The sequence below is a fragment of the Microcystis aeruginosa NIES-843 genome, assembly GCF_000010625.1.
In the GTDB taxonomy this organism is placed as follows: Bacteria; Cyanobacteriota; Cyanobacteriia; order Cyanobacteriales; family Microcystaceae; genus Microcystis; species Microcystis aeruginosa.
Genome location: NC_010296.1, coordinates 5,137,000 through 5,158,467, shown reverse-complemented (window position 1 = coordinate 5,158,467; position 21,468 = coordinate 5,137,000). Strand labels below are relative to the sequence as shown.

The window sequence follows — 21,468 nt, the reverse complement described above, 5'->3', positions numbered from 1 at the left end:
CGCCTACTTGTTACCATTACCCTGCATGGCTAAAACCGCATCGCGCAGTTTATCCGGCACTTCTTGCAGGTGATCCTCATCCCACTGGAAGAAACCGACACCCATAGTCAAAGAACGCAATTCAACGATAAAATCGTGCATTTCCGCTTGGGGTAGATAGGCCGTTACCTGATCCCAACCTTTCCACTCCGCAGAAGCTTCAAAACCCTGAATTTGACCGCGTTTACCACTGATTAACTGTAAAACCTTGGCAGTGTATTCTGAGGGAGCGAGAACCGTCACCGATAGAATGGGTTCTAATAAGACCGGATGACATTTAGGCAGTCCCTCCGTCATCGCTAGACGGGCCGCTTGTTTAAAAGCTTGTTCGGAACTATCGACACTGTGATAGGAACCATCGGTGAGAGTAACATCAATATCCACCACGGGGAAACCCAAAGGACCATGACCGAGATATTCCCGCACTCCCGTTTCCACCCCAGGGATATACTGTTTGGGGACGACACCACCGACAATGCTTTCATGGAAGTGGAAACCTTCCCCCCGGGGTAAGGGTTTAATATCGAGATACACATCACCAAAAGCACCGTGACCGCCGGTTTGGTGTTTATAACGTCCGTGGGATTTGGTACTGGTTTTGATCGTTTCCTTGTAGGGAACTTGGGGTAGATGGGTGGTCATCGGTAGATTATACTTGCGCGCTAGGCGATCGAGGGCCACTTGCAGATGAATTTCTCCCTGTCCCCAGAGAATCACTTCTTTAGTATCGCCGTGTTGTTCCCAGTGGAGGGAGGGATCTTCTTCGATCAGTTTCGTCAAAGCTGAACTTAATTTCACTTCATCCTTGCGATTGGCGGCAGCAATGGCCAAGGCAAAGACGGGTTTGAGTTGTAAACCTTTGGGAAGGTCGGGTTTTTGACTACCGCTGCTAACCACGTCTCCGGTGCCGATTCCTTCCAAACGACCGAGAGCGACAATTTCCCCCGCTTGCGCTTGCTGTAAGGGTTGTTGTTGTTGTCCCATGAGACGATAGATACCACCAATCCGCACACCGTTCAAGGCCATGCCATCGCTAAGGGTTCCCTGCCAGACTCGCGCTAGGGACAGGCGACCGCCCTGGGGAGTAAAATAGGTTTTGAGGATTTGTACCACCGCATCCCCATCCGCACTGGGATCGAGACCGCGACGATTGGCGGTAATCGTCGGGGCCGGTGTTTCTTCCACTAAAGCGGTGAGGAGATGACGCACACCATAGTCCCGTTCCGCCATACCGAAGAACACGGGTACTATCTGATCGGCTCCCAGTTCTTGTTTTAAGTCTTGGAGAATTTCTTCCCGGGAGGGGTTAATATCTTCGAGGAGTTCTTCTAAAAGATGATCATCAAATTCGGCGATCGTTTCCAGCATTTCTTGTCGAGCAATCTGTTCTTCTTCCTTGAGGTGGTCGGGTAAAGCGACAGGATCGGCGGGACTGTTAGCATGGTAATGATAAGCCTGTTCGTTGATTAAATCGATGAATCCGATAATTTCGTTGTTCTGACGGATAGGATATTGCTGGGGAACGAGGGGACGACTAGAAACGGATTTGAGAGCTTGTAGGACTTCGTTAAAGTGACTATTACAGCGATCCATCTTGTTGATGAAGATTAGATGCGGAATTTCCCAATCATCGAGGAATTTTAGCAAGGGAGCCAGGGTGAGAACTCGATCGACCACCGGTTCACAAACGATAATAGCAGCACCGGCCCCGACGAGGGCATTATAGGTTTCACTGGCAAATTCGATCGAACCGGGACAATCGAGAAAGGTAAAATTTAGGTCTTGGTATTGACTATGGGCAACGGAAACTTCTACACTCATCTGTCGATCCCGTGCTTGGGTGGAACTATCACCAACGGTATTGCGATCGCTAATTTTACCTTTTCTGGTGATGGCTCCTGTGACGAAAAGTAAACTTTCCAGTAAGGAGGTTTTTCCACTGGAGTAGGGGCCGACAAGGGCCACATTACGGGTGTTTGCTCCGATACTTTGATTCATACAGATACCCCCAAGAATGATTTAGTGATTAGTTGCGGCGATTGGGCGATATTTACACTCGATCGCCCTAGGAAATATACTGTCATAGCACTGAAAATTACTCTCAGGATGTATTTAGAAGTGAAAGGCCTGTCTTGCCATAATTTTGCCCAGTGCTACAGGTGTATTCTTTCTTACTCTTCACCCTAACTCAGTCTCAAGCATCACATCCCATTCTCGCAATCTCTTGTAAAGTCTCGCCTACTTTTAGTTAAGGAACTTGAATAAATGTTAACTAGGGTTTGCTAAATAAGTTTTTCGTGGGTGTGGGGTGTGGGGTGTGGGGTGTGGGGAAATGGGGAAATGGGGAAATGGGGAAATGGGGAGAATAAATAAAAATAATCTCCTGTCTCCTGAATCGGAGTCTCCTGAATCGGAGTCTCCTACCTCCAGGAAAAATTTTTTCAGCAAATGTTAACTAAGCTGTTGACTATCGAGAGTCTTTCTCATCAACCGGATTCACAAAAACGAGATGCAGCCTGATATAGTGAGAGGTCGGGATGATGTTTATCAAGCAATTTTTATGTTGAAAGCTGGAATCGTGGGACTGCCAAATGTGGGTAAATCGACCCTATTTAACGCTCTGGTGGCTAATGCCAAGGCCGAGGCCGCTAATTTCCCCTTTTGTACCATTGAACCGAATGTGGGTGTGGTATCCGTCCCCGATGAACGTCTGGAGGTTTTGGCTAAAATCTCTAATTCTGAGAAAATCGTGCCGACGCGGATTGAATTTGTCGATATCGCCGGATTAGTCAAGGGTGCGAGTCGCGGGGAAGGATTGGGTAATCAATTTTTGGCTAATATCCGGGAAGTGGACGCGATCGTTCATGTGGTGCGCTGTTTTGATAATGATGATATTATTCATGTTTCCGGGTCCGTGGATCCGGCCCGGGATATCGAGGTGATTAATCTAGAGTTAGCTCTAGCGGATTTGGGACAGGTGGAGAAGCGGGTGGAACGTTTACGCAAACAGGCGAAAAATAGCAAGGAAGCCGCCGAAGAATTGGCTATCCTTGAAAAAATCCTAATTTGTCTTAATGACGGTATTTCGGCGCGAAAAGTGGATTTAAGCAAAGAGGAAGAAGAATTAATTAAAAATCTCGGTTTATTGAGTCGTAAACCGATTATTTATGCCGCTAATGTGAGCGAAGATGATCTGGCCACGGGTAATGATTGGGTAGAAAGTGTCCGTAAAATTGCCCAAGAGGAACAGGCCAAAGTTGTGATCGTTTCTGCTCAAGTAGAATCGGAATTAGTGGAATTGTCGGAGGAAGAAAGAAAAGATTTTCTCGGTTCTTTAGGAGTAGAAGAAGGGGGATTAAAATCTTTAATTAAAGCTACCTACGAGTTATTAGGACTGCGTACCTATCTCACCACTGGACCCCAAGAAACCCGCGCATGGACGATTATTTCTGGGATGAAAGCACCCCAGGCAGCCGGAGTTATTCACTCGGATTTTGAACGGGGTTTTATTCGTGCAGAAACCGTGTCTTATCAGGATTTAGTTAATAGTGGCACGATGAGCGCGGCCAAAGAAAAAGGTTTAGTCAGAAGTGAAGGCAAGGAATACATTGTTCAAGAGGGTGATGTTTTACTATTCCGTTTTAATGTATAGCTAAAAATAAATCAGGTGAGTGCCACCACCTGATCAAAAGGTTGAATTTGGCGTTGTCAATAGCTGTAGGGCTAATTCATGAATTAGCCCTACAATAGGCGTTGTCAAATTGAAAGATGCTCCGAATTTCTGCCCTAAACAATTTCTAAGCTTTTTTTACTCACTTTGGTTAACATTAAACTGAATTTTTTATCTCTTGACATCCTCTAATTTATATTCTATAATTAGGTACAAGGCCAAGTTCTTGTTTAATCAAGATGGCGATGTTCTCTGTTCACTAAAAGACTGGTTTGGTAGGAATGCAGTCAAGGCTAAAAATAGTCTATCTATTCAACAACCCGCAACGGAAAACGGTCAAATCAAACTGGAAAAATGAAAGAGCAAGGATTGTTATTTTCCGAAGATAGCCTGTTACCTGAAAAACTCCCGCAAATTCAGGAATTACGACCTTCTAACAATCTTTCCGCAGTTTTTGAAGAGTGCCATAATTATATTTACGCCAACGAAGGAATGCTCAAAGACAAGATTTTTCACGAGATGGTTAAACTAATCATCATCAAACTTCATGATGAAAAATCTGCCAAGCAATCTGTAAATTTTGGCGTTACGGCAAGTGAATATAAAGCCATCGTAGCAAATAAGTCCGATGAATTTATGTCGCGTCTCAGTCAATTATTTACCTCCATCAAGAATCATTATCGGGGATTTTTCACCGATGACACATTCAAGTTAAAACCTTTGACTCTTGCTTATATTGTAGGCAGGTTACAGTACATTAATTTAACTAAAACATCTGGCGATATAAAAGGTGAAGCCTTTCAGACTTTTGTAAATAGACACCAGCGTGGAGATAGGGGAGAATTTTTTACCCCTCACCCAATTGTACGCCTTGCGGTTGAAATGATAGACCCCAAACCAAACGAAAAAATTATAGATCCTGCTTGCGGAAGTGGTGGTTTTTTAATTCAAGCAATAAACCATGTTCGACAAAATAATCCAGAGTTCGATATAGCAAGTTTTGTGCAAGAAAGTATTACAGGAATTGAATTTAATCCTGATGTCGCCCTTTCGGGAATGATTCGTTTAGTTTTTGAAGGTGGCACAGGTTCAGAAATTATCTGCACTAATGCGCTTATCGAAGATGAAAAATTAAATAATTCCTTTGATGTTATCTTGACCAATCCTCCTTTCGGAAATAAAGGAAAAGTAGAAGACCAGAAAATTCTTAAATCATATCTTCTTGCCCGGAAATGGCATAAATCAGCGTCCAATGGTTGGGAAGTTTCCCCAACCGTTTTAGCGGGTCAGTCGCCCGATATTTTATTTATTGAGAAATCTATAAAATTATTGCGCGCAGGTGGACGCATGGCGATTATTCTGCCCGATGGTTTATTACAAAATATCTCTAATGGACCGATTCGGCATTGGTTGCGCTCCCAAACAAAAATATTAGGTGTTGTTTCCATACCGCCGGAAGCCTTTGTACCATACGGCACAGGAATCAAGACATCACTTTTGGTGGTTCAAAAATTACCAGCAAACCATGATTCTTGTTTTATGGCACAAATCAAAAAAATAGGCTATGACGTTAAAGGACAAACAATATATAAGCGCAACGAGTCGGGAGTTATAGCCCGAACAAAATCAGGTTTGCCAATAGTTGACGATGATATAGATGATATTTCTCAATCTTTTAGGTCATTTATCAATGGGGAATTTGCACAAAACAGCGATTGTATTTATACAGTTAAGAATACCCTGCTCAATTCGAGACTGGATGCCGAACATTATTTACCCAATGACCAAAAATTATTAGAACATCTGAAATCTATTGGAGCGAAACCTTTAGGTGAAATTGCCGATATTTTGAGAGAGGCGGCTGATTTTCGTTTAGCTAGGGATAGTGAAATTAGATATATCGCTATTTCCGATGTTGATTATCGTACAATGCAAGTTGTTTCCCAACAAATAATTAAGGCACATGAAGCCCCATCTCGCGCAACTTATAGATTGTACAAAGGCGATATTATTACAGCAATTTCAGGAGCAAGTACAGGAACACCACGCCAAGCAACAGCCCTAATCACAGAAGATGAAGACGGGGCAATTTGCTCAAATGGATTTTCAGTATTAAGAAATATTCAGGGAGTCGAGCCTTTGTTTTTATTAGTATATATGCGAACAGACTTTTTTTTGCGTCAGATTAAAAGGTACATGACAGGTCATGCTATTCCTACTATTTTAGTAGATGATTTGTCAAAAGTTTTAGTGCCTATTCCACCCCAATCTGAACAGCAGAGAATCGCAAAAAGTATGGCTGAAATTCAAGCAATTAGAAAAGAAGCGTTAAAGGCAAGTGAGAATGTTGTTAACCAAATGAGTCTTCTACTTGGCCAATTTGAGTAAGGCAAAAAGCAGGTTAAGCTTAGAAAAAGTCTTAATACTAAATCCGGTTATTAAAAACTGATTATCTATTCCCCCTTTTGCCTGTCCTGATATGTAGCCTATACTCAACGGATTTAGTATCAGTCGCTAGTCGGGGAGAAGAATGTAAAGAATTATTAAATTGTAACTTTTGATACAATCGTGCTTCAAAACCTTGCGTCTTCATCGGCCCGCGTCCTGTAGGGGCGAAGCATTCGAGCAATAACCTATCGGTGAAACCGTAGATTTTCTATCCGAATGCTTCGCCCGTACTTTTTCAGCAAGCCCTATTCATTGATTTTTTTGATCCAATGGCAACTTTTACATCAATAGAGTCAAATTCAATGAGTATGGTGATTTTGTGCTACAATAGAGGTCTGTTAAAAGTAAAAAGAACAATCAATTACCATGAATAGCAAGACAGAAATCACTATTCAAGTTCCTTTAGAAATTGCTAGATATTACGCTAAAATTAAACCCAATGACCGAGCAAACATAGAAAACAAATTAACTGAAACTATTCAATTAGAATTAGAAAAATATCGTCAAAAAGCAGCGGCAAGATTATCACCAATTATGGATCAAGCTAGTGATGAAGCAGAAGCTAAAGGATTAACTACAGATATTTTAGCGTCTATTTTAGAACAAATTGAGAGTTAATCACATTATTAAAAACGGATTAGCTGTAGGGCTAATTCATGAATTAGCCCTACAATCGGCGTTGTTATTCTGATCTGACAACGCCGATAAATCAACAGGGATTCTCAATTTGCTCGGGAAATGTGGGTCGCCAGGGCCGCCGATTGAGAGTTAATCACACTATTAAAAACGGATTAGCTGTAGGGCTAATTCATGAATTAGCCCTACAATCGGCGTTGTTATTCTGATCTGACAACGCCGATAAATCAACAGGGATTCTCAATTTGCTCGGGAAATGTGGGTCGCCAGAGCCGCCGATTGTAGGATGGGGGTAGTGGTGACGGAATCCGTCGCTAGGGTAAAGAGAGGATTGGAGAGGATACCGGCCAGGGAAGTCGCCACTAGGGAGAGGACAATACCCACCTGTAGGGGACGCATCCCGGTAAGAGTCCAATTGATAACGGGGTAATTTTTCACCGCATCGGACATCTCTTGGGGTTCCTTGACCACCATCATTTTGACCACACGGATATAGTAGTAAATCGAGGCCACACTGGTGACTAAACCAACGAGGACGAGGGCATAAAGTCCCGCTTGCCAACCGGCCCAGAATAGATAAATCTTACCAAAGAAGCCCGCTAGAGGCGGAATTCCCCCCAAAGAGAGGAGACAGATGCTTAAACAGAGGGTTAGGAGCGGATCTTTCTGGTAGAGTCCCGAATACTCAGCGATCTGATCGGTTCCAGTTCTCAGAGCAAAGAGAATCACACAGGCAAAAGCCCCTAGGTTCATGAACAGGTAAATTAACAGATAGAAAATCATGCTAGAGTAACCCGCGTCAGTACCGGCGGTTAAACCAATCATGACAAAACCCGCCTGACCGATCGAGGAATAGGCTAACATCCGTTTCATGCTAGTTTGGGCCAAGGCGACCACGTTGCCGAGGATCATACTCAAAATTGCTAGAGCGATAAAGATAAACCGCCATTGTTCGCTGACTAGACCGAAAACCGTCACTAATAGGCGAATTGCTAGGGCAAAACCAGCCGCTTTGGAACCTACCGAGAGGAAAGCCACCACGGGAGTGGGTGAACCTTCGTACACATCAGGAGTCCACTGGTGAAAGGGAACCGCCGAAATTTTGAAGGCGATACCGGCAATCACAAAAACTAATGCGATCGCTAAGGCCAGGGACTGACCACCGTTAACATCGGTTAATTTTTGGGCAATGGCACTTAAACTGGTTTCACCTCCGGATAAACCGTAGAGAAGGGAAACACCATAGAGGAAAATCGCCGAACTAGAAGCTCCAATTAACAGGTATTTTAAAGCGGCCTCGTTCGATCGAGGATCCCGCTTCATGTAACCGGTCATTAGATAGGAGGAAATACTGAGCATTTCTAGGGAGATGAAGATCATCACCAATTCACTAGCGCCAGATAGGAACATTCCCCCGAGGGTTGCGGTGAGCATAATGGCCAAGAATTCCGCTAGGGAGGTTCCCGCTTGTTCCACATAACGGATAGACATCAGCACTGTGGAGGCGGTAGAAAGAGCAATAATCGCCCTAAAGACGATACTGAGATTATCGCCCTCAAAAGCCCCTAAAAAGGCCACTGGTTTCGGATTGTCCCAGGTAAAGTAAAGAGCAACCACAGCAGCGAGCAGACCAGCGATCGCAACGTAGGGCAGCCAACTTCTGGCACTCCGTCCCACGATTAAATCGCCGATTAAAATCACCATCAGGGTAATAATCAGGATTCCTTCGGGCCAGATAACGCCGGCGTTTAGCTGACTGGCAACAAGACTAGAAAAATCCATATTGATTGAGGTTAAAGGAATTTGAAGTTAAAAAAGGCTTAATACAAGCTTAGGGCATTTCATCAGTGATTCAGTGATCAGTTATCAGTTATCGGTGATCAGATGTGAGTTTTCAGTTCACCGATCGCCGCTATCGGGTCAAAATATCTAAAAACCCAGATAAATTTGACATAATCTTAGCTTTTATGGGTATCATAGTTGTCTATTGTCTTTTTTATCTTCCTGTCTCCTCGTCTCCCCAGCTAAGGGAAAATCTTTGATTTTTGCAGCAGAGCTAATTTCTGATGGTGACAACTTGTCACCGAGATGTATCCAAGTTAACAGGGAAAAAGTGAAAACTCAGGAAATCATGACATAGACTGGCATCGTTAGTTGTCATTGAAGGATTCTGGTAAAATCAGGCTAGGGAAACCCCCGAAAAATCAGTTGTTTGTGAGCCATCCGCTTGATTTTGTTGTTGAAAAACTTTCTAGTTCGCTCAATCCTTTTCCTTTAGCGATCGCTTGAATGAGTAACGAAACCTATCTCAATCATCCCACTTTCGGTCTATTATACAGAGTGTGTCTATTAGAAGAACATCAGGAATTATTCACCACTCTTTATGCCCAACGTCTTTTTTTTCTGGTGACGGTGGGACCCAAAAAAGTCTCGTTCGATCCGATTAGTCGTTCCGATGCTCGTCTTTTGGTGGAAAACCGGCTGCGGAATTTGCGACGGCGCAGTAATATGCAAGAATTTAACAGTCTCAACCAAACTTATCAACAAACCTTTTCAGTCTAGTTCATGACGATCGCTAGTCGTATCGAGTCAATCCGTCTTACCCTACCCCCCTCCACGCGCCTGATTGCCGTCAGTAAACAGGTATCGAGCGATTATATCCGTCAAGCTTACCGGGCAGGAGTGAGAGATTTTGCTGAAAGTAAGCTACAGGAAGCAATCTCGAAGCAGCAAGAACTAAAAGACCTCCCAGATATTTATTGGCACTTTATCGGGCATCTACAGGCAAATAAAGCCCGCAAAGTCCTAGAATCTTTTGATTTAATCCATTCCCTCGATAGTTTAAAATTAGCCCAAAGACTCGATCGCCTAGCGGCGGAATTAGAGATTAATCCCCAAGTTTTGCTACAGGTGAAAGTTATCCCCGATCCCGACAAGTTCGGTTGGGACACGGACGAACTGATAGCAGATATTCCCGCTTTAGTCAACTGTCAACAGCTAAAAATTCAAGGTTTGATGACAATTCTGCCCCAAGGATTATCCGCCGGGGAAAAGTTAGCCGCCTTTGAAAAAACCAGCGATTTAGCCCAAATAATCGAGAATAGCTCTAGTTTATGCCTGCCTCATCTATCCATGGGGATGTCTAACGATTATCCTCTGGCTATCAAGGCCGGAGCCACTTTGATCCGGGTGGGAACCAGCATCTTTGGCGATCGTATTTACTGAACCATCTCCGTAAATTTACAGAAAAAACTCCTAGGAATTTTAATAATCGGTGACAATATATCTTAAGATTACAGCGTCTGGTCTAGAAACCGGTGGTTAGAAATGAGGAATTGACTTTTTCCCAATCCCTGAAAACTATCCCCTGATAACTGATATAGTCATTTCAGATAAGTCTGATACACTCTAGACCAGTTAAACCCTTATGAACTCTGGCATTGATATTCTCAATCTTAATTGAAATGACTATAACTGAAAAGAGGGAACTAACCGCTGCCTCCAGACGACTAGAATGACGAACCCTGAACAAAATAGTTCTCCTGTACCAAGTGAGAGCAAAAGTTGTTAAAGGCCACTAAAATAACCCCGACTCTAGCCAAGACCACCTAAAAAATCTTTTGAAGGACACTTAGACTGTGAACAACATTTTTACCAAACTCAAAGATTTTGTCGGCATCTCCGAACAACCAGAAGACGAAGACGAAACCGACTACGAAGAAATGAACTGGGAAAAGTCTTCCCCCCAAGATAGGGATCAAAACGAAGAAGAAGATCCCCTCAATCGTCGTCAACGCGAACCTTTAAATCTCAGTACAGCCACATCTATGGGACTCAACAGAAGCAACGTGATCGGTATGCCAGGTATTAACAACAATAATGCAGAAGTAGTCGTGATCGAGCCCCATTCCTTCGAGGAAATGCCCCAAGTTATCCAAACCCTGAGAGAACGCAAATCGGTGGTTTTAAATCTCAACGTCATGGATCCCGAAGAAGCACAAAGAGCCGTGGATTTTGTCGCCGGTGGCACTTACGCGATTGATGGTCATCAAGAACGCATCGGTGAGAGTATTTTCCTATTTACCCCCAGCTGCGTTAAAGTTAGCACCCTTTCCGGAACTATTCACGATATCACCGACAACCCGAAAATGGCTCGTCCCGTTTCCCCCGCACCTGCTTGGGGAGCCGAAAGCAGTCGATTAGCTCAATGAATCCTCCCATAGTCCTCTCGTTAAGTTTGTCGAAGCTAGAAATCGATCGATTCTCGAGAGGATGCGTTTTTTCTTGGTAGGATACCTAAATCTCTCTTTTTTACTTTTTACTTTCAATAATACTGTGTCTATTCGTTTAGGAATTATTGGCGGTGGAGTGATGGCCGAGGCCATTCTCAGCCGTTTATTAAAAAAAAATATTTATAGTCCCGAAACGGTGTTAGTCAGTGAACCCCAATCCCAACGGCGCAACTTTTGGGTTAATACCTACGGAGTACAAGTCAGTGAGGATAACCGGGAAGCCGCTAGAGCAACTGAGGTGTTAATCTTAGCGATAAAACCGCAAATTTTAGAGCAAGTAGTGAATAGTTTGCTGGGAATACCCGAAAAACCCTTGATTATCTCGATTTTAGCAGGAGTTACCCTCAATCGCTTAGAAATGGGCTTTCCCGATCGCCCTGTGATCCGGACGATGCCCAATACCCCCGCCACGGTGGGACAAGGGGTTACAGCGATCGCACCCGGTCGTCATGCGGAACCGGAACATCTGGCCGTAGCCAGAGATATTTTTGCTGCGGTCGGTGCGGTGGTGGAAGTTCCCGAAGCTTTGATGGACGCGGTAACGGGATTATCGGGATCGGGCCCGGCATTTGTGGCCTTGATGGTGGAAGCTTTAAGCGATGGTGGTGTGGCGGCCGGATTACCGCGAGCGATCGCATCTCAATTGGCCCTAGAAACAGTTTTGGGGACGGCAACCCTATTAAAAGAATCGGCCATACATCCGGGGGAATTAAAGGATCGCGTCACTAGCCCCGGGGGAACGACGATTGCCGGGGTGAGACAATTAGAAAAAGGCTCTTTTCGATCGACTATTATCGAGGCAGTGGTGGCGGCCTATCATAGATCTAAAGATTTAGGGCGTAGTTCCGAAAAGTAATCTTGGTATCTTTTTTAACCCATAACTGATGTCTCAATCTGTGATAAGATACGCAGCAATTCTTGTCCAGAAAAAGTTATGAATAAGAAATCTTATCGTTTTGATTTAATGGCATTAATTGCCATTGCTGTTTTTTTCCTAGGGATCGTTTTCTGGAAAGTCCCGCTTCATTATCCCTATATAGTTAATTTTGATGAAGCGGTGGCCCTGGTACTTGCCTACGTCACTAAACAAGGTTATCATCTCTACGAACAAGTTTGGCACGATCATTTATCGGGTTTATCTCTTTTACTAAATGGTTGGTTAAGCGTGACAGGATTTACTATCCATGCGGCGCGCATTATGGTGCTTTCTTTGTCCACAATTATGTTAGGAATTTTTTATCTAATCCTGAGAGTTAATTGCGGAATATTAGCCTCTTGTTTATCAGTATTCATTCTCTCAACCTGTCTAGTGTATATTACCCTATCAACGACAATGTTGCGGGAGTTACCCTCACTTTTTTTTACAATCTTAAGTATTTTTATCATCTTTAAAGCCGTTCAATTCACGGGTAAGCTTAAGTATGGACTGTATTTACTCAGTGCCATTGCTTTCGTTTTTTCCCTGCAAATTAAACTTTCAGGCATTACTATTATCCCAACTGTAGCTTTAATTATTTTTCTCAATCAACAAAGTAGCTTTATTAAAAGAATCATTGATATTGTTATTTGGTCAGTCGCTGTCGTTTTAGTCTTTGTCTTGGGTTCCCTGACTATTTTTCCTTTTTCCTACGAAAATATTATTAAATCTCATGTCAGCGTTGCCTCTAGTTTTACTCAAGAAAATCTCACCTTATGGACTCTCTTACAAAGCGCCCTACAGCACGAACCAATTTATCTAATCGTGACAGCGATCGCTATTATAGCGATGGTTTTTACTCGCAATATAATACCACTTTTACCGCCCTTGATATGGTTGGGTTCTAATCTATTTAGATTCGCCACAGTCGCCCCAATTTGGCCTTATTATTATATCCATTTAATTATTCCTGCCGTTTGGATAATTGCCTTATTTGTCGAACAGTTAAAAATTACTGATAGCCTCGGAGAATTTAGGCAAAATCGAAAAATAACCCAGGAATTAGTTCTCAAAATGCTGATTTTTCTCTCCCTTTCTGGTCAATTTCTCTTTAATACCTTGAGAATAATTACCAATCGTGATCCTGCAATTAATGCCTACGTTCAATTTAACAAAAAGTATAAACCTCTTTTAGCAGAAGCTGTGTTTGAAAAATTTAAAAACTCCGATAAACTCCTGTTAACCGACAATCCTCACTACATATATCAATATTTTTTGAACACACCCCCAGAAACTGCTGTCATAACCAGAAAGAGATTTATCAATCAGAATCTTGATGGGAATTTTATCCTAGAAGTTATCGAAAAAAGACAGCCGGATTTAGTTTTCCTCTATCGATTTGAAAAGCAATTTCTGCAATCACCAAAACTCAAGGATTATTTAGAGAAAAATTATATCCAGTTTCCCGATCAGCAAGAAAAAGGAACTCTCTTTATCAGTCCGAAAACTTGGCAAGAATATCAAAGTAAGGATAATTAGAAATTGTGGACGGGGACTATTAACGTTTTTTCTTTTTTACCGGTTTTTGAGCCACTTTTCGAGAACGTTTATAGGCCGATCCGATCCAATCACTACAACTATGACTCATCGCCCCTAATTCTAAACCCAGGAAAATAGCGATCGCTACCCGGGGATACTGTTGCCATAATGCGATCGCTTGCTGCGGCCACAGTCGCCAATCCCAGTCTATACCCCAGAAACTTTGCAGGATGGGAATGATGATGATCGCCGCTAGTAAAAGAAAACTACCGAAGTAAAATAACCGAAAAATTGTGCCGATCAATAAACCGTGGGATAACCAACCGCGATGACGGATCATGGAACGGTAGGGTAGCCACAACCAGCGCAGATAACCCCAACGTTTGTACTGAACCGAGTGGATGTCAAGATCCGGCCCAAACAGGAATCCGCTAAACAAATAACTGGCCAAGAGTAACAGGGTTAATTTACCACTGCCACTGACCAAAAAACTCGCCCCCGCAATCGGTGGCAACAGAATTAGGGTAATGCGATCGTGAGTTCGACCAGAGGGCATCGGAAAAAAATTAACTTGCTCAAAAAAATAATATACTTTTTTAAAAATATATGTTATGCTGAGAAAGTACAAAATTAATTCGGGCGTTTAGCTCAGTGGTAGAGCGCCTGCCTTACAAGCAGGATGCCGTAAGTTCGACCCTTACAACGCCCATTTTATTAGATCCTTGCCTAGTCAAGCTCTCACTCCCGATCGCTGGGTTAGATTAAAACTATTGAGGGTAATTGCTACTGGAAGGCAAAATTGCGACTATTTGCTAGTAAGCTAGTCAGTAGGTACTAGGATTAATTCGTCGCGGCACACCGGTTATATGGCCAATTGGAAATGTATTAAAAATTGTGGAGCTTGTTGTCAACTAAATCCCGATGAGCGTCCTGACTTAGAAGAATATCTGACTCCCGCACAATTAAGTCAATATCTCAGCATGGTGGGGGAAGAAGGTTGGTGTATAAACTTCGATCGCCAAACCCGTCTCTGTACCATTTATGACCAGAGACCAGAATTTTGTCGTGTTCAACCCGATATTTTTGCCAAAATGTATCAAATTGCACCGGGAGAATTCGATCAATTTGCGATCGATTGTTGTCATGAACACATTGAGGATCTTTATGGGGAAGATAGCCTAGAAATGAATAGCTATCGTCAGCAAGTAGGCTAAGATTTACCCCTATCCCAGAAATAACTCAGACGGGGAAGAAAATAAGTGGTCTGGTTATTTTTCCTAGGTTCTCGATGGCTAAACCAGTAAAATTACGGAATTGATTGTTTTCCTGTTGAGGAGAAGTCTATAGGAAACTCAAAACCTCTAGTAGAGGTGCAGAGTTTGAGTTCAGGACAGGGAAAAACTATCATGGAAAAACCAGAAAAACAGCGCCGCAGACGCGGGGTTGTCCTTACCCCCACGGGACTAGAAAAATTACTTACTGCCAAACAAGAAGCGGAGTATCGGGATAATCGCGGTCATCGTTTCACCCTAGAAGTCCTCAGCGAGAAAACTCTTTTAGGGGTAGATACTCTGATGAAGGTATTTGCTTGTGAATCGGGAGTGGATAAACAAACCCTGAAACATTGTTTTCAAGCTTTTAATTTAACTTTAGAAAATAGCGATTATTATCGTCCTAACCTACCAGAAACTAACACTATTAATCCTCAACTATTGCCTGAGTTACCAGAGGGACAAGTCCCCCTCAATTCCCCCTTTTATATCAACAGAAATAATCTAGAACAGACTTGTTATCAAGAGATATTACGCCGCGGTAGTCTTATCCGGATTAACGCGGCCAGAAAAATGGGAAAAACTTCCCTGATGACTAGAATTATTAATTATGCACAACAACAGCAATACCATACCCTTTATTTCAGTTTTCGGTTAGCAGAAAGATCAATTTTTCAAGATTTAAATCACTGGCTGCGTTGGCTTTGTGTTAGTATTAGTCGCCAGTTAGATTTAGACAATCATCTCCCAGAGGATTGGGATGAATTCTTAGGTGGTAAAATTAACTGTAAAATCTATCTAGAAAAGCATATTCTCTCCCATCTCGATCGCCCTTTAGTGCTTGCCTTTGATGATCTTGAATATCTTTTCCCCTATCCACAGCTAAGGGAAGAATTTTTTAGTATTCTCCACCTCTGGCACGAGGAAGGCAAAAACAAACCCCTCTGGCAAAAATTACGTTTAATTGTTGCCTATTCCCCTGCACAGGAGCTTGATAAAACCTCAGATACCTATCAATCTCCTTTCAGTCTTGGTTTACCGATCGAATTGCCTAATTTTACCAGCGCACAAGTACGAGAATTAAGTCAAAGACAGGGATTAGAGCAGAATTTTGACTGCGAAAAATTACGGATATTTCTAGGGGGGAATCCCTATTTAATTCGTCTTGCTTGCTATCATATTGCTCGGAGTAATTGTACCCTAGAAACCATTTTAGCTACTTCTATCGGGGAGGAAAGTAATATTTTTGCAGACCATCTTAAACGTTTACTTTGGCATCTGCAATACTTAAAGGGCAATTTGGCGGCTATCTTTGCTAAGGTGGTGATGGCGGAAAAAGACATAGAAATTGATTTAATGGCGGCTTTTCACCTAGAAAGTCTCGGACTGATTCACCGACAAGGTAAGTTTTGCCGAGTCAGTTGTCCTCTCTATCGTCAATATTTTGGCGAATATTTCCAGCAACGTTCTGTTTTTTTGCCTGGAAAAACTTCTATCCTCGCCAAAAAAATTACGCTTGCTCACTTTGATACTTCCGAAAAAAGTCTCTATGCTATCTAGTTTATCGAATGTCATTATGAGGGAGTGATACTAAATCCTGTTTAAAAAGTATAGGAGAGTGGCAAGGGGGTTTTTAAAGTTCGAGTGGAATAGGCTTGTAGTTCCTCTGTTTTACGAATAAAACTTTTCGTACTCATCATGATCGCCAATCCAAAACCAGGTCACTGTATCCCCTGACAGCACCCCCAAAGCTCGATGACTCTTCGTTACACGCACTGACCAAATATCTTCGTCGCTGTCAATACACTTAAAATGTAACGATGGATGAAACGGATTCTCTACCCATAACCGATATGCTTTCCTGGCTCCGGCTTTGACTGCTGGTTTCAAGTCGCGATACTTCTGCCAAAATGAGGGCAATGTCGCGGAATTCATAGCTGCTCATAATCCATCGGCGTGGACAAGCCTGCTGCAATCTCTTCTTTGGCTTTCCGTGCTGCTGCGACTAGATTATTCTTCGTCTGTTTAAACGACTGATCCCATCGTTTTTCTTCTTCAATTTCTGCAATATAAGCTCGAACATAATCTACTAACTGCTCTTGAAGCTCATCAGGCAGAGACTCAACCATCTTGATGATCGTGGTAATAGCAGGAGAGGGCATGGTATCTATCAGCGCAGTAGGTTTTCTCTATTCTACAACGTCCACCGCAAACCAAAAATGATATGATCTTTGTTTCCTCTGTGTCTGGAGTGGTTTTTATTAAGTAGGTAGGCGTTAAAAGTTGTCAGACACCCCCCTTATCAAGGGGGGCAGGGGGGATCCCCCCGCCTATCGGCACCCCCCTTATCAAGGGGGGCAGGGGGGATCGAACCTAAAATCCATTTTTAATTTAATTATAACCAGCTACTTGATGAGCCTTGCTCAAAACCAAACAATTCATAATTCAAGAGCGAGGTATTTATGGGTAAAGAATGAAGAAATACTTGAACAATGGCGAGAACTGACACTGGAAAAGCAACAAAAAGTTTTACAATTTGTTCAAACCCTGAAATCTAAGTCAGAAACAACAGCACCAATTAATTAGGAGTCTAACCCATGAGCGGCCCCACCATCGAAACCGATTTAGGAAAAATCCTAGACCAGATTAATCAGAATCTTAAAGAGACCAATCAGAAGCTAGACGCGCTCCAGAAAGATGTCACAGAGATCAGGATTGTTCAAGTCAGATTCGAGGCCGAAGTAAAGGGAGATCTCAAGGCATTACAGGGAGAATTCAACACCTTACAAGGTGATTTAAAAGAGATTAAAGGCTCCCAGAAAGCCCAAATTTGGGCATTAATCACCATCTTGGCAACAGCAGTTATCGGAACTGTTATCCGCTTTGTCATCACTGTTCCCCCTGTTAGCAACCCCTAACTCCCACTGCCGCGGAACAGGCTTCTGTTTCCTGTTTGATATTCAGGTACAATTAATCATATAATCGGTGCGTTACGGCGGATTATTAATTTGGGTTTTTTGACGGGATTTGTAACCGCCTAAGGGAGCCTACACATCTTCTCTCAATGAGATCATCAATTTTTTTTAGGTACTTAATCAAATTCCTCCAGATGATTTATGAGTATCCTCTACTGTCTCAATCCCGAATGTTCCCATCCTCAAAATCCGACTCATTATAGCTATTGTCAAGGATGTGGCGGAAATTTAAGCCAAACTAGCCAATCATATTCTTTTCATAGCCGTTATCTCATTGTCGGGGTTTTAGGAGAGGGCGCATTCGGTAGAACTTATAAAGCCGAGGACTTGAATTTTAATCGCAAACCCCGCGTTATTAAAAAGTTTATCGCTCAAATGCAGGGAGCGGCTCTTGAGAAGTCTAAGGAGTTATTTCAAAGAGAAGCGGAAAAATTAGACGAATTAAGACACGAACAAATTCCGAGCGTTTATGACTACTTCTCGGAAGGAAACTCTCTCTATTTAGTAGAAGGATTTATTGAAGGAGAAACCCTCTTTCAAGAATATCAAAGAGAAGGAAAATTTAGTGAGCAGAAAATCCAAGAAATATTACGGGATTTATTACCAGTCCTTGCTTATCTCCATTCTAAAGGATTGATTCATCGTGACATCAAACCGGATAACCTGATGCGTCGTCGGAGTGATGGTAAATTGATGTTAATTGATTTTGGGGGAATTAAAGAACAAACTTCCCAAATGGGGACAGGTTTATACACTCCCGGTTATGCTCCTTATGAACATATCATGGGCAGTGCAGTCGCCGCTAGTGATTTATATAGTTTAGCCGCTACCTGTGTCCGTTTATTAACAGGATGTTTCCCCCAAAGTAACAGTAATTTGCCTGATTCGGTCTATGATGTGGATCAGCGGCGATGGTTATGGCAATCGGTATTAAAATCTCAAAAAAGATCAATTAGTGATTTTTGGGCGAATATCTTGAACAAAATGTTAGAAGATAAGTCTAGCCAGCGCTATCAATCAGCTTCGGAAGTTCTGACAGCGTTGAATAATCTTCCCTCGAGTAGAACTGTAGTACAACCTACTACCGTTTCACCTCCTCCTCAGAGAAAAATTAGCACTACATCAGGGATAACTAGGCGTAAATGGCTATATAATAGCATCGGGATGATTGTATTTGGAGCGGTGATCGCATTAGTAATTGACAAGAGAAATGCCTGGCTAAAATTATTACCAGCAACATCACCATCAGATTTTACTGAAAAACTCCCTGGCGGGTTACAGTTAGCAATGGTGGAACTGCCTGGAGGAAAATTTATGATGGGATCTCCTGACAGTGATCCCGATGCTCGCGATAATGAAAAGCCTCAACACCAAGTTCAAGTCAACAGTTTTGCTATTGGGAAATATCCAGTGACTCAGGCACAATATGAAGCGGTAATGGGAAACAATCCCTCTCTGTTTCAAAACAATCCCCAAAATCCGGTAGAAAAGGTTAGTTGGAATGATGCTCAAGCCTTTTGCCAAAAATTGAGTCAAATAACAGGAAAAACCTATCGCCTACCGACGGAAGCGGAATGGGAATATGCCTGTCGTGCGGGGACAACCACTCGCTATTATTTCGGTGATGATGCCAATCAGTTAGGAGATTACGCTTGGCATAACGGAAATTCTCAGGATAAAACTCATCCTGTGGGCCAGAAAAGGCCTAATGCTTGGGGACTGTATGACATGAGTGGCAATGTTTGGGAGTGGTGCGAGGACAATTGGCACGATAACTATATCGGAGCGCCAAAGGATGGCAGTGCTTGGCTGACAAATGATAATGATTATCAAATACTGCGGGGCGGTTCTTGGTACGACGATCCCTATTTCTGCCGTTCCGCTTACCGCGACTTCCTCTACCGCCGCGTCAACGACTACTACTTCGGTTTTCGGGTGGTGTGCGGTGCTGGGAGGACTCTGTAACCCTTATTCTCTTTTTACCCTTTTTTACCCTTTTTTACTTTTTTCAATTTTTCTCTTTTTCCCGCCGCTAGGCGGGTCGATTTTTTTGAAAAAATTGAGGTAGTAATCTGTGGTTTGTAGTAGCTTGTAGGGTGCGTTAGGCGCGTACTTAAAGGAAATTTGTTAATAATTAAACTATGATCGCGCCGTAACGCACCATCTTAAGAAAATTGGTGCGTTATGCTATTACTAACGCACCCGACAAGAGCCGCTACTGTGTCTGGAGTGGTTTTTATTATGATTATTTAACTGCTGCCGAATATCCCCCCGTAGCAATCTCTCCCTAGTAACAGGTTTCTAGTTCCTGTTTGATATTCAGGCAGAATGAATGATATAATTGGTGCGTGGGGCGTGGGGGTTGGTTATCCTTCTCTCAAAGCCTGTAACCTGTAGAATATAACGATCTCAGGTTTTTTGTCAAGTCTAATTTTAGGGGTTTTGCTCACGGAAACATCAGCTTTTGGGGAACTCGATACTTAACGATGTTGATGTCTATTATCGCGGAATTTCTAAGTTTAATTTAGGGGATAAACAAGGGGCGATCGCATAATTCTTTTCAACGAGGTTATGAGCTATCCAGCAATTCGATACCCATCACCATCACCTGATTACATTTATTGATTTTTCATCGCATACTATTTCAAAAGAAACGTGCCAAAGACAAAAATCATCTTTTATCAAGAAGCAGAAGGCATCTCACCCGTTGTTGAGTGGCTTCAGAAATTACTCAAAACTGATAAAAAAGGATTTGCCAAATGTATAACCAAAATCGAACAACTTGCCGCACAAGGTCATGAACTGCGCCGCCCTGCTGCCGATTATCTCAGAAATGATATCTGGGAGCTTAGAGCCAAACAGGGAACCATACAATATCGAATCCTCTATTTTTATCATGGTCAAAATATAGCAATTATTGGTCATGCTCTTATCAAAAAAACTTCCGCCGTTCCCTCACAAGACATCGAGAGAATTATCCAAAGAAAAGCACAATTTAAACAAAATCCAGAACTTCATACTTATCAAGGAGAAATAAACAATGCCTAAAACCACAGATGCCGTAAAAATCATTCACCAAATGATTGCAGACGATCCCACAATCAAAGAACAAATTGCCCTAGAATCCCTCAACTCAGAAATCGCACAATTGATTTATGACGCTCGTATGAATGCTGGATTAACTCAACAACAACTAGCCGACCTAATCCATGTTGAGCAATCCGTTATTGAAGATCTAGAAGACGCTGACTATCAAGACAATCCCCTAATAATGCTACAAAAAATTGCCACTGCCCTTAATCAACGAGTCAAAATGAGCCTTGTTAGTAGCTTGTAGGGTGCGTGTTTGCGCGTATTTAAAGGAGATTTGTTAATAATTAAACTATTACCGCGCCGTAACGCACCATCTTAAGAAAATTGGTGTGTTACTCTATTACTAACGCACCCGACAAGAGCCGCCACTGTGTCCTCTGTGTCTGGAGTGGTTTTTATTATGATTATTTAACTGCTACCGAATATCCCCCCGCAGTAATCTCTCCCTAGTAACAGGTTTCTAGTTCCTGTTTGATATTCAGGCAGAATGAATGATATAATTGGTGCGTGGGGCGTGGGGGTTGGTTATCCTTCTCTCAAAGCCTGTAACCTGTAGAATATAACAATCTCAGGTTTTTTGTCAAACTTA

General features: G+C 42.5%; 20 protein-coding genes and 1 tRNA gene. 16 read left to right on the top strand and 5 right to left on the bottom strand.

The features are described from left to right. Positions 1-3 precede the first annotated feature (3 nt). Positions 4-2,037, bottom strand: coding sequence for an elongation factor G (locus tag MAE_RS24350; RefSeq protein ID WP_012267880.1), 2,034 nt, complete (start codon positions 2,035-2,037; stop codon positions 4-6). A gap of 562 nt (positions 2,038-2,599) precedes the next feature. Between MAE_RS24350 and ychF the strand changes: the two genes are divergently transcribed. The 3 genes from ychF (at position 2,600) to MAE_RS24335 (ending at position 6,775) form a co-directional block, all read left to right on the top strand. Continuing rightward, a complete protein-coding gene (gene ychF, locus MAE_RS24345; RefSeq protein ID WP_012267878.1) occupies positions 2,600-3,691 on the top strand; it encodes a redox-regulated ATPase YchF in 1,092 nt (363 codons plus the stop codon). Between the two features lie 372 nt (positions 3,692-4,063). Beyond that, positions 4,064-6,097, top strand: coding sequence for an N-6 DNA methylase (locus MAE_RS24340; protein ID WP_012267877.1), 2,034 nt, complete (start codon positions 4,064-4,066; stop codon positions 6,095-6,097). Between the two features lie 426 nt (positions 6,098-6,523). After that, positions 6,524-6,775 (top strand): hypothetical protein, encoded by a 252-nt coding sequence (locus tag MAE_RS24335; protein ID WP_012267875.1) that lies wholly within the window; start codon positions 6,524-6,526, stop codon positions 6,773-6,775. A gap of 258 nt (positions 6,776-7,033) precedes the next feature. Here MAE_RS24335 and MAE_RS24330 read toward each other — a convergent pair whose 3' ends face one another. Beyond that, the gene (locus MAE_RS24330; protein ID WP_012267874.1) at positions 7,034-8,575 is read right to left on the bottom strand and encodes an NAD(P)H-quinone oxidoreductase subunit N; all 1,542 of its coding nucleotides are present in this window, start codon (positions 8,573-8,575) and stop codon (positions 7,034-7,036) included. A gap of 507 nt (positions 8,576-9,082) precedes the next feature. On the opposite strand from MAE_RS24330, the gene pipX reads away from it, so the two are divergent. From pipX to MAE_RS24305, 5 genes are all read left to right on the top strand, one after another. Beyond that, positions 9,083-9,355, top strand: coding sequence for a transcriptional coactivator PipX (pipX, locus tag MAE_RS24325; RefSeq protein ID WP_002796317.1), 273 nt, complete (start codon positions 9,083-9,085; stop codon positions 9,353-9,355). 3 nt (positions 9,356-9,358) lie between these two features. Further along, positions 9,359-10,018, top strand: coding sequence for a YggS family pyridoxal phosphate-dependent enzyme (locus tag MAE_RS24320; RefSeq protein ID WP_012267872.1), 660 nt, complete (start codon positions 9,359-9,361; stop codon positions 10,016-10,018). 413 nt (positions 10,019-10,431) lie between these two features. Further along, positions 10,432-11,004: a cell division protein SepF gene (locus MAE_RS24315; protein WP_002796314.1), complete on the top strand. Its 573-nt coding sequence runs from the start codon at positions 10,432-10,434 to the stop codon at positions 11,002-11,004. Positions 11,005-11,128: 124 nt separating this feature from the next. Further along, entirely contained in the window at positions 11,129-11,941 is an 813-nt protein-coding gene (gene proC / locus MAE_RS24310) for a pyrroline-5-carboxylate reductase (RefSeq protein WP_012267871.1), read from the top strand. A gap of 78 nt (positions 11,942-12,019) precedes the next feature. After that, positions 12,020-13,540, top strand: a complete 1,521-nt coding sequence (locus MAE_RS24305) for an ArnT family glycosyltransferase (RefSeq protein ID WP_012267870.1) — start codon at positions 12,020-12,022, stop codon at positions 13,538-13,540. Positions 13,541-13,559: 19 nt separating this feature from the next. Here MAE_RS24305 and MAE_RS24300 read toward each other — a convergent pair whose 3' ends face one another. Beyond that, complete coding sequence (locus MAE_RS24300) at positions 13,560-14,096, bottom strand: metal-binding protein (protein ID WP_002762946.1); 537 nt, start codon at positions 14,094-14,096, stop codon at positions 13,560-13,562. An 81-nt stretch (positions 14,097-14,177) separates the two neighbouring features. On the opposite strand from MAE_RS24300, the gene MAE_RS24295 reads away from it, so the two are divergent. The 3 genes from MAE_RS24295 (at position 14,178) to MAE_RS24285 (ending at position 16,371) form a co-directional block, all read left to right on the top strand. Next, positions 14,178-14,249: transfer RNA gene (locus tag MAE_RS24295), tRNA-Val, on the top strand. A gap of 157 nt (positions 14,250-14,406) precedes the next feature. Then, positions 14,407-14,754, top strand: a complete 348-nt coding sequence (locus MAE_RS24290) for a YkgJ family cysteine cluster protein (RefSeq protein ID WP_012267869.1) — start codon at positions 14,407-14,409, stop codon at positions 14,752-14,754. A gap of 192 nt (positions 14,755-14,946) precedes the next feature. Beyond that, entirely contained in the window at positions 14,947-16,371 is a 1,425-nt protein-coding gene (locus tag MAE_RS24285) for an AAA-like domain-containing protein (protein ID WP_012267868.1), read from the top strand. Between the two features lie 111 nt (positions 16,372-16,482). On the opposite strand, the gene MAE_RS35455 is transcribed toward MAE_RS24285, so the two are convergent. Next, entirely contained in the window at positions 16,483-16,746 is a 264-nt protein-coding gene (locus MAE_RS35455; protein ID WP_012267867.1) for a hypothetical protein, read from the bottom strand. Continuing rightward, the gene (locus tag MAE_RS24275; protein ID WP_008198130.1) at positions 16,743-16,973 is read right to left on the bottom strand and encodes a hypothetical protein; all 231 of its coding nucleotides are present in this window, start codon (positions 16,971-16,973) and stop codon (positions 16,743-16,745) included. Before MAE_RS24275 ends, MAE_RS35455 begins: the two co-directional genes overlap by 4 nt. Positions 16,974-17,223: 250 nt before the next feature. Here MAE_RS24275 and MAE_RS34240 point away from each other — a divergent pair, with 250 nt between their 5' ends. The 5 genes from MAE_RS34240 to MAE_RS24250 all read left to right on the top strand — a co-directional run bounded on the left by MAE_RS34240 (position 17,224) and on the right by MAE_RS24250 (position 21,123). Continuing rightward, on the top strand, positions 17,224-17,397 hold the full coding sequence (locus MAE_RS34240; RefSeq protein ID WP_012267866.1) for a hypothetical protein: 174 nt from the start codon (positions 17,224-17,226) through the stop codon (positions 17,395-17,397). An 11-nt stretch (positions 17,398-17,408) separates the two neighbouring features. Continuing rightward, positions 17,409-17,729, top strand: coding sequence for a hemolysin XhlA family protein (locus MAE_RS24265; protein WP_002734355.1), 321 nt, complete (start codon positions 17,409-17,411; stop codon positions 17,727-17,729). A gap of 198 nt (positions 17,730-17,927) precedes the next feature. After that, positions 17,928-19,751 (top strand): bifunctional serine/threonine-protein kinase/formylglycine-generating enzyme family protein, encoded by a 1,824-nt coding sequence (locus MAE_RS28030; RefSeq protein WP_012267865.1) that lies wholly within the window; start codon positions 17,928-17,930, stop codon positions 19,749-19,751. A 690-nt stretch (positions 19,752-20,441) separates the two neighbouring features. Beyond that, positions 20,442-20,834: a type II toxin-antitoxin system RelE/ParE family toxin gene (locus tag MAE_RS24255; RefSeq protein ID WP_002775262.1), complete on the top strand. Its 393-nt coding sequence runs from the start codon at positions 20,442-20,444 to the stop codon at positions 20,832-20,834. Further along, the gene (locus tag MAE_RS24250; RefSeq protein WP_002731911.1) at positions 20,827-21,123 is read left to right on the top strand and encodes a helix-turn-helix domain-containing protein; all 297 of its coding nucleotides are present in this window, start codon (positions 20,827-20,829) and stop codon (positions 21,121-21,123) included. The genes MAE_RS24255 and MAE_RS24250 overlap by 8 nt, the downstream gene beginning before the upstream one ends. Positions 21,124-21,468 lie beyond the last annotated feature (345 nt).

Bases quoted from the DNA above. Each gene is read 5' to 3' on its own strand.
- MAE_RS24350 (WP_012267880.1), bottom strand. From the start codon at position 2,037: ATGAATCAAAGTATCGGAGCAAACACCCGTAATGTGGCCCTTGTCGGC.
- ychF (WP_012267878.1), top strand. From the start codon at position 2,600: ATGTTGAAAGCTGGAATCGTGGGACTGCCAAATGTGGGTAAATCGACC.
- MAE_RS24340 (WP_012267877.1), top strand. From the start codon at position 4,064: ATGAAAGAGCAAGGATTGTTATTTTCCGAAGATAGCCTGTTACCTGAA.
- MAE_RS24335 (WP_012267875.1), top strand. From the start codon at position 6,524: ATGAATAGCAAGACAGAAATCACTATTCAAGTTCCTTTAGAAATTGCT.
- MAE_RS24330 (WP_012267874.1), bottom strand. From the start codon at position 8,575: ATGGATTTTTCTAGTCTTGTTGCCAGTCAGCTAAACGCCGGCGTTATC.
- pipX (WP_002796317.1), top strand. From the start codon at position 9,083: ATGAGTAACGAAACCTATCTCAATCATCCCACTTTCGGTCTATTATAC.
- MAE_RS24320 (WP_012267872.1), top strand. From the start codon at position 9,359: ATGACGATCGCTAGTCGTATCGAGTCAATCCGTCTTACCCTACCCCCC.
- MAE_RS24305 (WP_012267870.1), top strand. From the start codon at position 12,020: ATGAATAAGAAATCTTATCGTTTTGATTTAATGGCATTAATTGCCATT.
- MAE_RS24300 (WP_002762946.1), bottom strand. From the start codon at position 14,096: ATGCCCTCTGGTCGAACTCACGATCGCATTACCCTAATTCTGTTGCCA.
- MAE_RS24290 (WP_012267869.1), top strand. From the start codon at position 14,407: ATGGCCAATTGGAAATGTATTAAAAATTGTGGAGCTTGTTGTCAACTA.
- MAE_RS24285 (WP_012267868.1), top strand. From the start codon at position 14,947: ATGGAAAAACCAGAAAAACAGCGCCGCAGACGCGGGGTTGTCCTTACC.
- MAE_RS35455 (WP_012267867.1), bottom strand. From the start codon at position 16,746: ATGAATTCCGCGACATTGCCCTCATTTTGGCAGAAGTATCGCGACTTG.
- MAE_RS24275 (WP_008198130.1), bottom strand. From the start codon at position 16,973: ATGCCCTCTCCTGCTATTACCACGATCATCAAGATGGTTGAGTCTCTG.
- MAE_RS34240 (WP_012267866.1), top strand. From the start codon at position 17,224: ATGAGCCTTGCTCAAAACCAAACAATTCATAATTCAAGAGCGAGGTAT.
- MAE_RS24265 (WP_002734355.1), top strand. From the start codon at position 17,409: ATGAGCGGCCCCACCATCGAAACCGATTTAGGAAAAATCCTAGACCAG.
- MAE_RS28030 (WP_012267865.1), top strand. From the start codon at position 17,928: ATGAGTATCCTCTACTGTCTCAATCCCGAATGTTCCCATCCTCAAAAT.
- MAE_RS24250 (WP_002731911.1), top strand. From the start codon at position 20,827: ATGCCTAAAACCACAGATGCCGTAAAAATCATTCACCAAATGATTGCA.